Annotated in this window: 14 protein-coding genes; 4 read left to right on the forward strand and 10 right to left on the reverse strand. The window is 41.3% G+C overall.

Features of this window, described 5'->3' with window-relative positions; translation table 11 throughout:
- Positions 1–614 precede the first annotated feature (614 nt).
- Positions 615–1,523: a pirin family protein gene (locus tag AACZ87_RS04635; RefSeq protein WP_339865331.1), complete on the forward strand. Its 909-nt coding sequence runs from the start codon at positions 615–617 to the stop codon at positions 1,521–1,523.
- Here the strand turns inward: AACZ87_RS04635 and AACZ87_RS04640 are convergent.
- Positions 1,520–2,011, reverse strand: coding sequence for an SRPBCC domain-containing protein (locus tag AACZ87_RS04640; RefSeq protein ID WP_339865333.1), 492 nt, complete (start codon positions 2,009–2,011; stop codon positions 1,520–1,522). The two genes, AACZ87_RS04635 and AACZ87_RS04640, sit on opposite strands and share 4 nt — an antisense overlap.
- 230 nt (positions 2,012–2,241) lie before the next feature.
- On the opposite strand from AACZ87_RS04640, the gene AACZ87_RS04645 reads away from it, so the two are divergent.
- On the forward strand, positions 2,242–3,216 hold the full coding sequence (locus tag AACZ87_RS04645) for a helix-turn-helix domain-containing protein (protein ID WP_339865335.1): 975 nt from the start codon (positions 2,242–2,244) through the stop codon (positions 3,214–3,216).
- Positions 3,217–3,420: 204 nt separating this feature from the next.
- On the opposite strand, the gene AACZ87_RS04650 is transcribed toward AACZ87_RS04645, so the two are convergent.
- The 8 genes from AACZ87_RS04650 to AACZ87_RS04685 form a co-directional block, all read right to left on the reverse strand.
- Positions 3,421–3,651 carry a hypothetical protein gene (locus tag AACZ87_RS04650; RefSeq protein ID WP_339865337.1) on the reverse strand — a complete coding sequence of 77 codons (231 nt, stop codon included), beginning with the start codon at positions 3,649–3,651 and terminating at the stop codon, positions 3,421–3,423.
- Positions 3,627–4,163 (reverse strand): hypothetical protein, encoded by a 537-nt coding sequence (locus tag AACZ87_RS04655; protein WP_339865338.1) that lies wholly within the window; start codon positions 4,161–4,163, stop codon positions 3,627–3,629. Before AACZ87_RS04655 ends, AACZ87_RS04650 begins: the two co-directional genes overlap by 25 nt.
- A gap of 1 nt (position 4,164) precedes the next feature.
- Positions 4,165–4,911 (reverse strand): hypothetical protein, encoded by a 747-nt coding sequence (locus AACZ87_RS04660; RefSeq protein ID WP_339865340.1) that lies wholly within the window; start codon positions 4,909–4,911, stop codon positions 4,165–4,167.
- A gap of 808 nt (positions 4,912–5,719) precedes the next feature.
- On the reverse strand, positions 5,720–9,751 hold the full coding sequence (locus AACZ87_RS04665; RefSeq protein WP_339865342.1) for a gliding motility-associated C-terminal domain-containing protein: 4,032 nt from the start codon (positions 9,749–9,751) through the stop codon (positions 5,720–5,722).
- 1,923 nt (positions 9,752–11,674) lie between these two features.
- On the reverse strand, positions 11,675–12,325 hold the full coding sequence (locus AACZ87_RS04670) for a DUF6266 family protein (RefSeq protein WP_339865344.1): 651 nt from the start codon (positions 12,323–12,325) through the stop codon (positions 11,675–11,677).
- A 258-nt stretch (positions 12,326–12,583) separates the two neighbouring features.
- Entirely contained in the window at positions 12,584–12,778 is a 195-nt protein-coding gene (locus AACZ87_RS04675; protein ID WP_339865345.1) for a hypothetical protein, read from the reverse strand.
- Between the two features lie 17 nt (positions 12,779–12,795).
- Positions 12,796–13,692, reverse strand: a complete 897-nt coding sequence (locus AACZ87_RS04680) for a terpene synthase family protein (RefSeq protein ID WP_339865347.1) — start codon at positions 13,690–13,692, stop codon at positions 12,796–12,798.
- Positions 13,689–14,270 (reverse strand): hypothetical protein, encoded by a 582-nt coding sequence (locus AACZ87_RS04685; RefSeq protein WP_339865349.1) that lies wholly within the window; start codon positions 14,268–14,270, stop codon positions 13,689–13,691. The genes AACZ87_RS04680 and AACZ87_RS04685 overlap by 4 nt, the downstream gene beginning before the upstream one ends.
- 309 nt (positions 14,271–14,579) lie before the next feature.
- Between AACZ87_RS04685 and AACZ87_RS04690 the strand changes: the two genes are divergently transcribed.
- Together AACZ87_RS04690 and AACZ87_RS04695 are read left to right on the forward strand one after the other, a co-directional pair.
- Positions 14,580–15,041 (forward strand): MauE/DoxX family redox-associated membrane protein, encoded by a 462-nt coding sequence (locus AACZ87_RS04690; RefSeq protein ID WP_339865350.1) that lies wholly within the window; start codon positions 14,580–14,582, stop codon positions 15,039–15,041.
- Positions 15,042–15,200: 159 nt separating this feature from the next.
- On the forward strand, positions 15,201–15,464 hold the full coding sequence (locus tag AACZ87_RS04695; protein WP_339865352.1) for a hypothetical protein: 264 nt from the start codon (positions 15,201–15,203) through the stop codon (positions 15,462–15,464).
- Between the two features lie 44 nt (positions 15,465–15,508).
- Here AACZ87_RS04695 and AACZ87_RS04700 read toward each other — a convergent pair whose 3' ends face one another.
- Positions 15,509–16,828 (reverse strand): RagB/SusD family nutrient uptake outer membrane protein, encoded by a 1,320-nt coding sequence (locus AACZ87_RS04700; RefSeq protein ID WP_339865354.1) that lies wholly within the window; start codon positions 16,826–16,828, stop codon positions 15,509–15,511.
- Positions 16,829–16,930 lie beyond the last annotated feature (102 nt).

Below are 16,930 nucleotides of genomic sequence, written 5' to 3' on the forward strand. Positions count from 1 at the left end.
GCAGGAACCAGAACTCTGCACCTACTTTTGTATTTAAAAAGCCACTTTAAAGCCTACTTAAGGCTTTTACATGGTTAGGTGTTTTCGCAATCCATTACAAAATCCGGCATAAAGTCATCAAGAAAAATGAGTAAAGCTTAATATTGCTACTTACTCTAGCTTTCGAAGTAGAATTACGCTGAACGTTAGTCTCTCTTGCCCTATCAATCAGTAAAGGGAGAGTTTAGCACTTCTCTTAAATACTTTACAAAAAACTAAGCACCTTTTCTGGATGTATGTCCGGAAATACGATAAAAGTTGGTTGGTTTCCCTAAGCTAAAAGCCTAATACAAGAAAGAAAAAAAATGGAAATTCTCCACCTTATCCAGCGTATTTAAACGCCTCATTTTCTAAATTATACCTACTTTCCTGTTTAGAAAGCTTTAGGTACGAACTACTGCTGTGTTAGAATTGGGATTTCAAGATTGGTGCCAGTGGATTTGACTGGTGATAAGTTGGGGGTAGTTGGACCTTATGTTCCTTAGTGGTAAGTAGGAAGTTGGTAAGTTGGAAGTCGGGAAGTTGGAAAGTTGGAAGTGGGAAGTAGGTAGTCAAAAATTAAACGTTTAAAAGCAATGCTTGATATTATAATTGATACACGCCAAGCAGTCATTACCCCTGGATTTTCGGTAAAGCGTATACTGCCCTATCAGTTGAGAAGAATGGTAGGACCCTTTATTTTTATGGATCATGCAGGTCCGGTAAGTGTTCCAGCCACTGCAAATCTGGACGTGTTGCCTCACCCGCACATAGGGCTTTCTACAGTAAGCTACCTCCTAGATGGAAATGTGACGCATAGAGATAGTCTTGGAGTGGAGCAAGTAATCAAACCCGGGGAAGTCAATTGGATGACAGCTGGAAAAGGGATTTCCCATAGCGAGCGCTTTGAGGATCCCAATGTCTTGGCCGCTGGAGGCCTGGAAATGATTCAAACCTGGGTTGCGCTACCAGAAAAAGACGAGGAATCTGACCCAGCCTTTAAAAATTATGCTGCAGAAGAATTACCTGTCTTCACTGATAAAGGAGTTTGGATGCGGCTGATAGCCGGTGACGCCTATGGTTTGAAATCTGAAGTAAAGACCAGCTCACCACTTTTCTATTTACATGTAGAACTGCAAGCAGAAGCAAGATTTGGAATTCCCACCGGACATAGCGAAAGAGGTGTTTATATCGTGAAAGGAAGTCTGGAGGTGAATGGAGTAAGCTATCCTGCCGGTAAATTATTGGTATTTTCCAAAGGAGTAGATCCATTGATTATTGCAAAGGAAAAAACCACGCTGATGATGCTGGGTGGAGAGCACCTCGGAGAACGATATATCTGGTGGAACTTTGTATCCAGCCGCAAGGAGCGTATTGAGCAGGCTAAGGAAGACTGGAAACAGGGTAGGATTCTTTTACCTCCCAGCGATAATCAGGAATTTGTGCCCCTGCCTGAAGATAAGTCAAAGCCTGCCGGAGGACCAGCTCCCGGGATTCTATCTTAATGTAGCTGCCACCTATCAGCCAACTCTTTGTTAAACCCCTCTCCTTCTTTGGGGTTTGGTTCTCCTTTTCCTGTTGTTATAAACTTATAGAGACTATTTCCAATATAATTATTCCACCCATCATTACACACCTGATAGCATTCATAAGAATCCCTTAGGCCTTGTTGTGTAAAAGTCAATCTCGTTTTTGGGCCTTCTTTGCTTATTTCAAAAACTATCCTGTTGCCTACCCATTCCTTTTCATCATCAATGAAATTGAATTTATTTTCAATTACTTCCCAAACCACCAGCTCACCAGGTTTCAAACTGACTACCCTCATCTTACAGAGATGAATATCCTTATAATGGTAAAACCATTCCTTATTTAGTTCGTCCGTAGGTCCTTCTATTTCCTCGGACCACCAAGCTCTAACATAATTTATGGCTTCGTAAACTTCCTGTGGGCTTTGATCTACTAAAATTGATGTAGTGTAATCCTGATTGTCCATGATAATGTGATGTTACTTTTAAGGTTTGATAATAACTCAACCAACAACTTCATATAGCCATTAAAGCTTCTGCGGTTTTTACAATGAACTTCAGAAGGAAAAGAATTTAGCCAATTGATTAATCAAATTTACATTTCCAAATCACCTACTAAAAGTGTGTATTTAGACATTCTAGGAGGTTGATTTAGACAACTGCTGAATGTAATTTTGACAAATACCTACCATTTCTCATGAAGCATCTCAGCATATTAATCCCCAATGGCCAAAACAATTTGAGTAGTATTGTGGGGCCCTATAAGATCTTCACACGTGCCAACGATTATTTCGAATCAAAGGGAAACAGCCGGCAATTTCAGATCGAATTAATTGGGACTGAGGAGAAGGTAGATTTCTATGAAGGGTTGTTTACAGTCACTCCCCACAAAAAACTTCATCAAATCTCCAAGACTAACTTGATCATCATTCCTTCTTTGAATCATAATTATCAGGAGGCCATCAGCGGTAACCAGGAAATGATCTCTTGGCTTTCTCATCAATACAAATCAGGAACGGAAATCGCCAGTATATGTACCGGGGCATTCTTGCTTGCAAGCACCGGGGTATTAAATGAAAAGAGTTGCTCAACCCACTGGTCAGCAGCTGCAAATTTCAAGGAAATGTTTCCCAAGGTGAATCTTAAGGAAGATCAGTTGATCACGGATGAAAATGGAATTTATACAAATGGTGGCGCTTATTCCTTTCTAAACCTGATGATTTACCTTATCGAAAAGTTTTATGACAAAGAGACTTCGATTCATTGCGCTAAGATTTTTCAAATTGACTTTGAAAGAAACTCCCAATCCGAATTCTCTATTTTTCAAGGATATAAAAAACATGGAGATGTAGACATTCTAAATGCCCAAGCCTTCTTGGAAAAAAACTATGCGGATAAAATTTCCATGGAATCTCTATCTGAAAACCTGAATTTGGGAAGGCGGAATTTTGACCGAAGGTTTAAAAAAGCTACCTCCCTCACTCCAGTTGATTACTTGCAGCGTGTTAAAATTGAAGCTGCCAAAAAGTCCTTTGAACTAAGCCGAAAAAACATCTCTGAGGTGATGTATGAAGTGGGATATAATGACAGCAAAGCCTTTAGAGAAGTTTTCTGCAAACTTACCGGGCTTACACCTCAGCAATATCAAGGGAGGTATTATAGGCGTATCTGATTGATAAAGCTTTTTAAACAAATGGAAAATTTACTTGGCTACTCAACTCATACATAGCTATCAGCAGTAAAATGCCCATTTAATGAATAGCAAAAAAACCGGAGAGGAATCCCCTCCGGCTTAAAAGTAAAAGATAGGATGACAGGTGTCCGGTGTCGCATGCCCGATGCCCGAGGCCCGGTGTTCATTTCCGTTTTTGGGAGGTTATGTCCTTCGTGCTGTTTTATAAGCAGGCGGATTGCGGGCTGGCTGCATGACTTCTTTAATTAAAGCCTGCTCCGCCTCCAGACGGTAAAAGAGCTCCTTCAACTTTGCCAATTCATCCCTTAGCTGCCGGGTATCCTGTATCAGCAACTTGAGAAAGTAAGCAATTATTGAAAGTAGCATCATCGTCACCACTCCCGCCAGGCTTAACAGTAGCTCTGCTCCAGACATGATTCCAGTAGATAAGGAACTTGCTCGGATACGATCTGCAACTCTACTACTTCCCCCCGACCCCATTCCTGCTCCAGCTTTTCCATGAGTTTGAGAAAGGCCAGTTTAGTGAATAGAGGGGTACCATCAGCTCTGTAGCAGCTGACTGGATATATGGAATTGGATTCCAGCTTTTCATCACAGGGAAAACGGGAGAATTTACCTTCTTCTCCAATGCCTATCTCCCAACCTTTTGCCTCGGAATGGGTAGGAACAAGCTCATACACTCCTTCTTCCAGGCACCATATCGGTTCGTGGAGACACGAACCAAGGCGGTTGATACAAGATTTCGGTCTGTGAAGACACAGACCTAGGCTGTGTTCCAACTCATAAACCCCTTCTTCCAGGCAGGTTTTCCCAGTATCAAAGCAGGCCTTGGGAGGCTCACGGGTGAAGCAGAGCTGCTTCTGCCCGAGAAATAATCTCCCAAGGGTAACCGTTGCTTTGTACTTGCGGTGAAGTACCAGTCTCATCTTAAGCCTTCTCTACTCCTACCATCTTGGCGGCATTGTGTGCCCCATTGTTAATGGAGTACTCACTACCATTGACCATTTGCACGAATTCCACGCTTAGCACAAAGGCTCTGTGCGTACCTGGTATCAAGGCTTTGTCTACAGAAAGACTGATTGCAGCAGCCGGATCTATCACCGGTAGCAAATCAGAAACACTGGTCTGAACTGCTCTTGCACCCGTTTCGAAATCCAACCCCACTCCTGTGGCTGAAATCCTTAGATGAGTTGCACCCTTAGGCAAAGCCACAAAGTCCTGTGGGACAAATGCCGGGATGCTTACTCCCCAGGAAGATGGGGAATCTGTGTAAGTGATCTCAAGAAAGAGTGTACTTACCAGGGAACTTGCAGCATTCAGCTCCATGTCCTTTAGAAGATTCCAGTCCCCTGCCCTTACCATACGCTCCCCTCGATTGTTGATAAGATCAGACTGTAGAACTTTCATCATTACCTGAGTAATTCTCAGGTTTAGCCTTCGATCTCCTATCTTGGCGATCACCGAACGCAGTGCGTCACGGAAGAGTTTTGCCGAGGATGCATTGTCGGCGAACTCCTTGAGGTTCTCCCGGGTTCGGGCAAAGCGTGCATCGTTCATGATGCGGCTCTTGCTCACCCCTCCTTTTTCACGGGCCAGATACCCGTCTTTGGTCTTGTAGAAAGAGAGTCTTCCTACTTTTCCATTTAGTGTAATTACTCCTGCTTGTTTTGCCATATGTATATGGGTTTTTAGTGAAACACGCAGGAAAATTCAGGTTTATCACATTGGCTATCAATTGAATGTGCGTTCTGTTCGCAAGCTTCTGAATAGTTGATTTTGTACCTGTGTCGGATGTTGGATGTTGGATGTCGGATGTCGGATGTCGGGTGCCCGGTGTCCGGTGTCCGGTGTAGGATGTCGGTTGAACGATGTAGGATGGCGGGAGGTTTGGGGGTTGTAGGTTTAGTGTACTGAGATCGCGTTACAGGGTCATTTCGACAAGTAAAGGAGATTGTTATACTATTCGAAAGATGCTGATGCGACGAGAAATCTAATTGGAAGTCAGAAAGCAGGTTGGAGCCCAGTCTTGTTCTTGCCCCACCATGTTATGCAGGCCAGGGTTTCGACGGGATTCAGGATTTAGTGGTCCAGCAGCCCTGACGCCTAATCGAGATCCGGAGAAGAAGAAGTGTCGCCATCAAGATTAATCATATCTCAGAGTAGGGATCATTTGGTACAATCGCGAACTCCCCGATTAACCTTTGTGGCTTAACTTAAATTTCCCTCTCTCGATACTTTTGAGACCCTGCCCACAGCAGGCAGTCAAAAGGAACAAATACCAGGTGCAGATATGCAGAAAGCCTTAAATGCCTATGTGGGATAAAAGCAGGTCCGATCAATTCGGAAGTAAAAGAGCGAAGGATAGAACTAAGGAACCTTGAATGTTGACAAAGAAAAACGATAGCTATTTGCTCTACCCTTTTTTTACCTTCAAGAATGAACCTAAGAATTTGATCACTAAAAGACTCACCCTATCTTCATTCTAGTCAATTACCATAATAGAAGTTCTAATAGTTTGAGCTTGGTTCAGCTTATGATTTTTGAAATTAATTATTGTAGCATAGCTTCCATTGGAAACATTTACTCCATTAAATGTACCATCCCACACACAGCTGGATTTTATCTCATTATTAGGCGCATTATCCTCACAGTGATAAATCAATTGTCCCCAACGGTTGAATATTTTTACTTCAATTTCATCGATTAGGTTGTCAGGATATATTTCGAAAAATCTATTTGGATCATTAATCCAGATAGCATTTGGAAATCTCAATTCTGGTTCACATTTCTCTTCTACTACAAATTCTGAGAAGAAGGAACACCCTAGCAAATCTTTTGCTTCCAATTGATATTGACCGGCTTCTTCAGGAATAAAAACACGTTCATTACTTACTCTATTCCCATTGAGCATCCAGCTTACCTCCGTAAACCTGTCTCCTGCTTCGATTTCAACACCTTCATTACTATCTGGGCAAAAAGAATATAAGCTGTTTAATGCTGGAGGATCCGTGGAAGATCGTAGTACCTCAAAATCCGTTCTACCAATCAAGCACCCATTCATATCACTCAGCGTTACTTGATAGCTTCCCTCATCAGATACGATCAATTGCCGGCTATTTTCAAACAGAGCCAGATTTTCTATTCCATTGGAGCTATTCTTGAACCAACTGATAGATAATCCATCGGAGTTGTCTAACAGATCTACAGTCGTTGAACTGTCTTCGCTGCAGAAAGGACGTAGGTCAATTCCAATTTCATTAGGTTGTGTGATTTCTGACTCGAAGGTTTTTACCACTGGACACAAATTAGAGTTCCCCTCTGTTGCCATGACAGAATAAATTCCCGTTTGTATCAATGAAAAACCTCCGTCTTGTCTACGTGTCACACTGGTGCCGTCCGGGGCAGTTAAAGCTAAATTTATATTTGGATCCGAGTCAGGAAACCAAATATACTCCGCACAGGCTATGACTGTATTAGGTACTGTAAATTCCAATTGATCTTTAACTTCAGCAGTTATAGTTATATAACTGATTTGAAAGCTATGTCCTTCACTATCTACAAGATCTAAAGAATAATTTCCAGGAAGCGCTTCAATTATTAATTGAATCTGGGAAAGAAAAGTAGCTTCTTGGTTAACTAGTCCTGTCGAAAGATCAGCAAGCATATAAGAGCCACTTTGTTCCTGTGCCCAAGACAGGGAAACCTGTCCCATTCCGCTTCCCTCAATATCGCAGACAGGTTCCTCAGAGGTTAGCGTATAATCTAAAAATCCTTCCACAAAGGTGAAGCCGGGTAATACTTTGCTATCATTGTCTGAAAAAACAGTTCCAAACTCATCAACTCCAATTGCTTCAGCTAATATTTCCAGAAATTCATTTTCCAGATCCAATGATGTAACTGAATGAATTACTTCATAAGATACTTCCTGCAGCGGGCCCAATTCTGAAATTATCCAATTAGATTCTTGCAGATTTTCATAAACAGACACATTAAACAGCGTATTATCCCCAGGGTTTTTTACAGTGATGGTAAAGATAATTTCTTCTCCTTCAGTAGTGAAATTTTCTACATTAGAGGTAACAGATACCTGTATATCATGATTAATACTGCAGTCTTCGATAGAAATTGAAACTTGCTTTCTTGGACTTTCACACTCTCCTTCTTTAAATTGGCTTACCCAGATTGAATACTGTTTTGGGACAGAAAGATCGATCATAGGAGGAATGATACTTGGTGCAGTACTTGGATCATTATCTTCATAATACAATAAAGTATAACCTGCATCAGGTGAAAAATTAAAAGGAAATGCTTGTGCATTCATACAGTAAGACGAATTCAATATTGCTGGGGGTAAGCTAGAAGCTTTTACAGTATATTCTACAGGAATTCGCAATCCAGTGCAGCTTCCTTGTGGACCTTCAGAGACCCACACCTTTACAGTGCCTACCAAAGCAGTGTTGACATAGTAATTGAACAAAGGAGTTCCACCATACTCTTCAGTAAAAAAGTAAACCTGAAAACCTTCCTGGGAAGGAGTGATAAGATCAGCCAAATCTGTCGGGGTTTCTCGTTGGCAGAATACACGGATATTATCAAACTTGAGGTTAGTATACAATTCAAAGTCCTGACAATTACTTGCTATAAACTCTGCTTTTCCTGAAATAGGAATTTCTAGCGGGCCAAAGATTGCATTTCCTTCACAGGCATCTTCTTTATACCCTTTGACAAAAGGAAGTCCCGAGAAATGCTGGTTTGATATAGTTCCTGTACCAGAGATAGATCCACTTACAGCTAATAATGACTCACAATTATCATTGGCTAGCAGAAAACAATCTTCCGTAAACTTCAGGGTATAACTTAATGAAGCGATGATTTCATCTCGGGAGTTTAGTAATGGAATCACCCCCATATCCCAGACAATGGATCCCGCTATTCCCATAGTAGGATCAAAGGTGACGGTTCCCAAACCATTCGGAGTGATTTCTGCAGCAACAAAGAGTGCATTATAAGGCACTGGAATCACTAGTTTGTTTTGCTCGGTTGCCTCAGTCCCGAAATTTCTAATATCCACCTGTATGGTTACCTCTTCTCCAGGTTTTACGGTGGATGATTCATCCGCAGGAACACCATTTATGCTTATCAGTTTGTTGTTTGCTTCTATATTTGGCGTGTAACTGGTCACCGAAAATGCAAAAGCAAATAAGGAATAAATATCTTGATTGGTGCCGAAACGAAATTTCGCAGAAGATTGATTGTTTGTTATCAGGGAATTGTCAGGATTAGGAACTTCCCAATTGACCAGATCAAGACCCATATTGTTTTTTAAATTTGGAAACCTCTTGTTCTCCACAAGTTCACCATTTTTCATCCGGGAAGGAGTATATATAGAAGAATTGAAGAAGTTATCTGTACTATTGCCCGGATGGCTTAAGCGGCTCCAGTTGCCTGATTGATCCAATATTTCCAAATAGTCCCCTCCTATATTTTTATCACCTTCACCAGCCATAATACCCAGTTTCATTTTTACTGGTCCTTTCTGAATGGCTCCAAATCCTTTGATCTCCAGTTCTCCATTTTGAACCTCTCCTTCCTGAGATTCAATGTATGTGTAACCGTCAAAAATGGTTATATCCCTGAAGTCCATCTTGGAGTTTTCATAAACTACTATAAGTCCCCAGCTCCCATACATCCCTGTTGCATCTGAAGAACCCTCCATCAAGGCCAAATCGGCGACAGTATATGACCCAGCACCATATTCTTTGACAAACTCAGTAACATCTGCATAGCCGACATACAACTCCCTTAGCTCATGATCCGGAAATAGAATAGCATTTCCTGCGGATTGTATCTCCAGATAATCCGCCGCGCCAGGTGGCTTAATTTTCAATTTTCTCTTGTCAAACTCCTGAGTATAGTAAGCTATAGGTGTATATATACCTGAAGTTTCTACCATAATGGAATTGTCACCAGCTATAAATTCATTGTAGTCAGTTGCTAATGAGCGCTTTACTCCATAGAAGCTATAACTCATTCCATTAGCTGTGTCCTTTATTGGCTTAAAGGTTGCTGTGGCTGTCCCATTTTCTTCTTTAATCTGAAGGTCTTCTAATGGTTGCCATCCAGATTGATTAATGTCGTAATCTATTGTATTGTCATTTTTAAAACGGATAATATAGTAATTTTCACCATCCTTTGATACAAATTCATACTGCGGAAAAGGTCTATTATCTGAGTCAAACATTACAGCCACATAGACATTGAATGCTAAATACTCCAATTCTTGTTCGTGTCCAACAGCGTCTTTTTTTCGATCCAAAGTGACTGGATCTAGAAACCCTTCCTTTTTTGTAAGTTCAAATGTCATTCCAGGTGTCTGAACTCTACCTGACCAATAGAGACCTGCATAAACGATATCAGTGCAGTTTGTGTCAGCTCCATTTTCGTCAGAAAAAAGCAAGGTGGCAGATGAGGAATTAAATGTGCCCGGAACCTCGTCAATATCTATAAAAACCATATCCTGGATTGAATTATCTATTGTATCCGAGTAATTTTTTGCGGTAAGGTTGATATTTCCAATTATTGTGAAGTCCCCTCGAATTTGAAAAATATTATTGGGGACGTTAGATGAGCCAATTCGGTGTTTGAATGGAACTCTATAATCATTTTGAGCTTTCAACTCCTGAAAAATTCCAAAAAAAACTAGAATTAAATAAAGGAATATAAACTTTCCAGAGTTAATGTCCGCAATCATTTGTAATGGGTAAATAAAAAAGACTTAGTTTTCGCTCCTGAAAGTAATTCTAATATTTTTAATTCCTAGTTGACTGACTTAGATTTATTTTACACGCTTTTTTCTAATTGGGCGAATGTTGATTCTCCCCTACATCGATAATAAATCTAATTTTGAAAAGGTCCTGCAGGGACGAACTGTAGGTAGCCCAAGGTTTCAACCTTGGGTTAAAAAAGAAGCGTGTTTAACCAGCGCTGGCTCGCAATCGTCTATCGGAGACGATGACGAAGTGCCAGCAAGATGAAAACGGAAATTATTTTGGTAATGGTCTGTGGTCTAAAGTTTTTTTAGCCGTTCGTGAAGACACGAACGGCGGCGAGGGACGGTTAATTCCGGATTGAAAATCCTAGGATATTGGTCCGGGATTACAAATCCCAAACAGCGGCGAGAAATGGTCTGTGTGACACAGACCACGGATGGGGAATTTAAAGTGATGAGAAACCTGGAATTTAGTTAGCATGCCGTAGGTATGCAAGATTGGTAGCACCGGGTTTTAACCCGGTGTATAGGAATATAATAGGTAACCAGCGCTGGCCCATAATCGTCATATGGAAACCAAAACCAAATGCCAGCAAGATGGAAACCGGATCGATTTCGGATTTCGGATTTGAGATGTATGATCTGGTAAAAAGGATTGTTATTGTCGGATTGGAAATCCTACGATAATGGTTCGGGATTACAAATCCCGAACAGCGGCGATTATATTCATTCAACAGCGCTGGCTCGGAATTGTATAGCGGAGATGCGTCGTTTTGCCAGCAAGATGGAAACGGATAATATTTTGGTTTTTACCTGAGGAGATCTCCATTTTTCTACCATTCGTGAGACGCGAACGGTGGCGGAATAATTAATCGGATAAGTTTTTATAAGCTCTAAACATTAATTTTCTTAACCCCTTACTTTTTGAAGGCAAAAAGTAACAAAAACCTTTGCTGAAATAATGCTTCTACGCGCAAGGCCAGCCGCCTGGCCCGCTATTTCAGCCTCCCCACGCGCCTGTAGAATGATAATCCCGTTAGTTTAATTATTTTGATTATCCATGGTACCTTTTCTAATAGGGCGAATGTTGATTCGCCCCTACATCGGAAATAAATGCAAATATTAAATAGTCCTTTAGGGAAGAATTGAGAATTTAAAATGGTTGGATGCCGGGTGACCGGTGACCGGTGTCTGGTGTGGGAGGAATTGAGAATTTAAAATTTAAAATGGATGAAAGTTGTTGGCAGTTGGCGGTTGGCAGGTGTCAGTTGCAGTTCTAGATTGATATGAGGAGCATGCTGAAGGCATGCCATGTGGTAGCCCAGGGTTTCAACCCTGGGTTTAAATGATGTAATCGTTCAACAGCGCTGGCCCATAATCGTCATATGGAAACCAAAACCAGATGCCAGCAAGATGGAAACCGGATCGATATCGGATTTCGGATTTGGGATATGCGATATGGTAATAAAGGAAAGATGTTGTCGGATTAGAAATCCTATGATATTGGTTCGGGATTATAAATCCCGAACAGCGGCGAGATGGGGCCGTTCGTGAAGACACGAATGGCGGCTTAGGCCATGCAGAGAAATTGGATGGCAAATCAGGAGACTTGCACTAGTTGATTCTAAAATCTAGATACTTATGTCTTAATACTTATTAATCAAATACTTATATCTCAATTCTTCCCAGACAAACGGAATCCGAAAACTCGATTTTTCCAGATCGTTCGGAATAAAACGAGAAATAAACATACACTGCTGCATCTTCAATCGAAACCCATGGGAATTGCACATCCTGAAACCCATCTTTTCTATAACCTTCCCCCTGAATACTGAAGACCCGTGGCTCCCTTGTGTCATATATAACCACAAAAGTTTTGTCCCCGTCACGGGCGGAACCATTCCAACTGTTTACTATCCACTCTATTCTGAATTTACCTGGCTCCGCGATGGTAAGTAGTGCACCTCTCACACCTGTAAGATCCCCAGATGACACCAATACTTTTTGTGGTTGCAAAACCGGGAGACCCTCGCTTGGGTAAATGGCATTTTTCAGCAATAGGCTCTTCGCCCGATCAATACCCCTCTTTGTACCGACTTTAAATGCACCAAACCCAATAGCTATCTCCTTTTTCAAGGGGGATAAAAAATCTTGGGCCAAAACAAAGGCTTTCTGATGATAGGTCTGAAGGGAAGAATTGATTCCTGTACCTGCTCCTGGTATTGATCTGATCAAGGTCTCCCCATTGACCTGATAAAAAACCAGATTTCCAACTTTTCCGGAAATCCCACCCAACAAACCATCTGTTACTTTCCCCATATTGATCATTGATTAAATGTTCATAAATATTCTGCTGTATAAAAGAATTTTCAGGTACTTCCAAAACCTAGCAGAGCGCTATGGCTAACCCGGACTTTGGACGACCCTGCAACGATCCATCTACGATGAACCATCGAATGAGCATCGTAGAAGCATCGTAGGAGCATCGTAGAAACATCGTTTTTAATGCGAATCTTCTGATCTATGTAGGGCTTCAACTACCTAATTAGTCTTGACAATTCTACTACCGATTACTAGCTAGATTATGTATTTGCGGATCATCTCTTCTGGTATGCCAGAAAAGAGGGCAAAGTCGGAAATGGTCACAAACTGGTGAGGTTCCTTATTGACGAACACACGAACCTTGTGCAATAAAATCTGGGCATAGCGCTCACTTCTTCCAGTTATAAAAACTACATCCTTTGGATAAATAACCACACGTTTTTTGAACATAATACTCCTCCTTCCATTTAGTGTCCTGCAATATTTCCGTTGATATATTTCTGATACCTCGAGGTCTCAGCAGTCCAGGCTTCGCAGCCTCCTGCCAACAGTAAAAGCCTACGAATCCATTCTTCGCAGTAAGTAAAATTGGTACAAACCTGCCTAGCCAAAGCTAAAATCCTTTTTCGCAGTTGTTTGAGCTCCTGCTGTGCCCAGGTTAGCGCAGATTCTCCCATGGTTTCCATTAGGATAACCAGCTCATTGTTTGGGTCTCCTATTTTCAGCTCCTTTTTGTAAGATGCCAGGTCATTGGACAGGCAGATATGCCTAGCCAGGGAAAAATCGAGCAATTCTGAGATACAACCACGCAGATCTTTACCTTGCCGAATTAGTAGCATAGCCAGGTAAACACCGGATGATTTTGGTCTCATAATTCTATAATCCTGCAATACAGGCGGGATCCCATTTATTTTGATCCGGATCTCCCACTGCAGTGCCTCAATGTATTCCATCCATGCAGTATGCCATTGTTCTCTAGCAAATGCATCCCCATTTTCATCTTCAATTAACTGGTAAAGGAAAATAAGTTCTATACCCAAATTATGTAACCTATTATTGGGATGGGTGGAGTTACCGGCCTTAAGACCTTCCAGAAACTCTATCATGGCACTATCAATCGCTATATCCAGCAGATCATCCAGTAAGAAAAGGCAAAGAAAAAATTTCATGATCAGTTCCAGTCTTTCTGCTTGCTCCTCAGGAAAAAGGTAGGCTGCAAACCAATTGATCTTCTGTAGCCTACAGCGCTCGAGTTCAGCAGGCCCTTCAAATAAACCTGTATTCCAAGCCCAACGGAGAACTTTTTGATCCAAAACCCGGACCGCTGTATTTAATGCTGAAGGGAAGTAACTCTTAACCATCATTTCCCGGAATTTAGTGAATGTTGTACCTCTCTTACGGTGCGCTCAGAACAGGAAAAGTAAGAGGCAATTTTGGCCTGGGATAAGTGAAGTTCTATTCCCGGCATATATTCCAAAAACCTTTTATAGCCCTTTGAGATTCCCTTTGCTTTGATACGACTACGCAGATCCAGCCTTTTGAGGAGTCTATGGTTAATCGCCAAACCCAACTTGGCAAATTCCGGATGATTTTGAATCAAAGTCATTTCAGACTTTTTGGTGAGTTCATAGTACACCACATCTGAAAGACACTTCATATAGTTTTGGGATTTTTCACCCCTGAGGTAGGATTGGAAATCGAAAGCCACGTCAGTAGCCTGAAAAATCTCTGATAGCACAGGGCCATTTTCTGAGTCGAAAAACAAGCCTATAAAACCCTCGAAGATATAGCGGCTACAGGTTTCAATACTTGACGTATCCTTTAAAACCTCATCCCTTTTCCTTTTTCGCAGATCCAGGTAGAGATCAAGTTTGGAGTAATCCAAATTAAGATCCGGAACCAGCGGATCGTAATCTTCTTTCATTTTTGCTAAATAGTCCATATCCCCTCCTTGTAAAAATCATTGATGATAAGATGCTTATGCCCTTGAAAAGCATCGAAAAGTCTGCAATACTATTGCTTATGGAATGTTAAGTTAATGTTAACTAAACCGTAAATACAATAGGTAATTTTTAGTACATGCAAAAAACCTACTCATTTATCGGAAATATTTCCGCTTATCAAGCAATTATTTTTAGATGAAGGAAAATTCTCCTGACACTTTTTGATTTATGTCAATGAGATTTGGGTAAAAGGATATCGAAAAATAGCAAGCTGTAAAGTCTTAGGTCTGTCACACAATACGCTAAAAATGGAATTATCACGCAAAGCTCTTACTGCTATACTGGTCGAAATTATCGCCTGGCTTCTGGCTGCCCTCTTCACTTATACTGCGGTGAGTAAGGTGTATGATTGGAGTGGAACACTGAGGGCAGTAAAGGGACAGGTATTTCCGGATTGGATGAATATACCACTTCTTTATGGCTTACCCATCTTGGAAGTCTCAGTTGCGGTGATATTACTTCTGCCAAAAACCAGAAGCGCCGCTTTGGGGATAAGCTTTCTGCTGATGTCGGTATTTACAGGATATGTTGCCCTGGTACTTACAGGAGTTTTCGGAAGAATACCATTTTCCTGTGGTGGAATATTATCCTCCCTTGACTGGAAAGAGCATCTGATTGTGAATCTGGTATTGACGGCCATTGCCGCAGCAGGCTGGATGATGCAATCCTATTTAATAAACACTAAAAAATCCAACACTACTATGAATTAGCTACTAGGTACAGCCAGTGAATCCACCAGGTGGATGCCCGGCAACAGCAGGGGGTAAAAACAACCGGCCGCCCCTCTCGGAATGACAAGCTGCCCGATTCGTGGTCAGGCAGTTTATCAAAAGCGACCGGAGTTATTACTAAACTTTAATTACAATTTAATGAAATTAAATATCCTTAACCTCCTACGCGGAGGTGTATTTTCGCTTGCTGTGGTAGCCGCTTTTGCGTTTACCACTCCTAGAGGTGATGCTCCAGCTTATGGAACTCCAGACAATGGAGCTACCTGGGTTTTGGTGGATGAACTCGAGATTAACGAGGACTACGAATGTGTTCCTGGCTCACAAGCCTGTACCTACAGCTCTCAGTCGATGTCAAATCCAATCGGTCCAACCAACAAAAAATTCCGATTGATCACTCCTTAATTAATTTTTCAGGGCAAGAGGGATCCTCCTGCCCTGATTTTTTACTAATAGAAACTTAATTCCCTGGCTGGAATAGGCAATACATACTTTTCAGAATTCGGAAGTAATTTATACTCTTGGCCTTCATAATTTCTGGTAAGGGTCGTTTTAAATCTTTCATCATTATTTAACCGCCTCAAATCACTCCACCTAAGACCACGGAATGCCAACTCTTTTCTCCTTTCTTCCAGAATCACCTGCAAAGCTTGAGTCTCATCAGTAAAACTCACAGGAATAAACGCCTCAGAATATCTATTGATCAACAAGGCATTAAGTATCTCAGCCCCTTCCTCAATTCTTCCTTTTCTTACCAGACTTTCTGCCAAGATCAAGTACAGTTCATCTACAGCTAAACCAGAAAATAGTGGTCTTCCTCCATAATAACTACCCCGGAAATTGATATAACCACTGCTTCTCTCGATATAAAATAAAGCCCTTCTCAAATCGCCCTCTTTGTAAAGATCAAGTAAGTCTTCAGAAACCTGAAATCCAGATTGGGAAGAGAAGTAACTAGTTCCCCCTATCCTACTATGCCAGATTACTTCTTGGTTAAATCTGGTAAATGCATAATTTGATGAGGAAGAAAGCTCTTTGTAATCCATGAGTTCATCTCCCAGTTGAAGAGCCTCTTCTGATGCACTTAATGCCAACTCATATTCTTCCCAGGCTAGAAATATTCGCGCCAAGAGAGCCTTCGCTGCCTGCTTGTTTGGACGTGTCGCATAAGCACCAGATATGGGAAGTAATTGGGCGGCAAGTTGTAAATCATCCTGAATAATTTCCTCAATAGATTTCTTATCTCCCAGTTCAGGTTTCAAAACAATTTTAGAAGTTTTACGGACAGGAATTTTTAAGGCTAGGTTTTTACCTTGAAGATTTGGGCCATCCAAAAAGATCGTAGAAAGATTAAAGTAGGCATGTGCTCTATAAAATAAGGCTGCTCCTTTGAGTTCCTCCCACTTGCTACCTCTTTCAGGTATTCTTTCAAGTGATTCTAAAGCCACGTTGGCATTTTGGATCTGGTTATAGCAATCTCTCCAGTCGTACACCAAATCGTCCGGCTGAAACGGCTGGGGCATCCAGAGATAAAACTTCCGCTCCAATAGCTCCATGGAAGATATTGCTGCTTCGCTTGACAAGAATTCATCCCCCATCACTACCGGAATGGTTGGATATGTATTCAGAGAACCTGAGTTATCTAAAAGGGCTTCAATCGCTCCCAATGAATCGGGAGTATCAATTGCTTTAATTGGCTTTTCATCCAAATATTGGTCACAACCACCTAAACAAAAGCAGAAAGTGATCCATAGAAATAGTTTTTTCATGTGCTTATAATTTGATTTTTAATGGCCACATGGAATCTTCGCAGTAGCATAATCATACCTGTGTGTGTCGCTTTGGGTCATGCTCGATTTCATGTCTTTATA

It is taken from the genome of uncultured Algoriphagus sp. (assembly GCF_963974365.1).
Taxonomy (GTDB): domain Bacteria; phylum Bacteroidota; class Bacteroidia; order Cytophagales; family Cyclobacteriaceae; genus Algoriphagus.

Coding starts and splice junctions, on each gene's coding strand:
- AACZ87_RS04635 (WP_339865331.1), top strand. CDS start 615: ATGCTTGATATTATAATTGATACACGCCAAGCAGTCATTACCCCTGGA.
- AACZ87_RS04640 (WP_339865333.1), bottom strand. CDS start 2,011: ATGGACAATCAGGATTACACTACATCAATTTTAGTAGATCAAAGCCCA.
- AACZ87_RS04645 (WP_339865335.1), top strand. CDS start 2,242: ATGAAGCATCTCAGCATATTAATCCCCAATGGCCAAAACAATTTGAGT.
- AACZ87_RS04650 (WP_339865337.1), bottom strand. CDS start 3,651: ATGTCTGGAGCAGAGCTACTGTTAAGCCTGGCGGGAGTGGTGACGATG.
- AACZ87_RS04655 (WP_339865338.1), bottom strand. CDS start 4,163: ATGAGACTGGTACTTCACCGCAAGTACAAAGCAACGGTTACCCTTGGG.
- AACZ87_RS04660 (WP_339865340.1), bottom strand. CDS start 4,911: ATGGCAAAACAAGCAGGAGTAATTACACTAAATGGAAAAGTAGGAAGA.
- AACZ87_RS04665 (WP_339865342.1), bottom strand. CDS start 9,751: ATGGTTTTTATAGATATTGACGAGGTTCCGGGCACATTTAATTCCTCA.
- AACZ87_RS04670 (WP_339865344.1), bottom strand. CDS start 12,325: ATGGGGAAAGTAACAGATGGTTTGTTGGGTGGGATTTCCGGAAAAGTT.
- AACZ87_RS04675 (WP_339865345.1), bottom strand. CDS start 12,778: ATGTTCAAAAAACGTGTGGTTATTTATCCAAAGGATGTAGTTTTTATA.
- AACZ87_RS04680 (WP_339865347.1), bottom strand. CDS start 13,692: ATGATGGTTAAGAGTTACTTCCCTTCAGCATTAAATACAGCGGTCCGG.
- AACZ87_RS04685 (WP_339865349.1), bottom strand. CDS start 14,270: ATGGACTATTTAGCAAAAATGAAAGAAGATTACGATCCGCTGGTTCCG.
- AACZ87_RS04690 (WP_339865350.1), top strand. CDS start 14,580: ATGGAATTATCACGCAAAGCTCTTACTGCTATACTGGTCGAAATTATC.
- AACZ87_RS04695 (WP_339865352.1), top strand. CDS start 15,201: ATGAAATTAAATATCCTTAACCTCCTACGCGGAGGTGTATTTTCGCTT.
- AACZ87_RS04700 (WP_339865354.1), bottom strand. CDS start 16,828: ATGAAAAAACTATTTCTATGGATCACTTTCTGCTTTTGTTTAGGTGGT.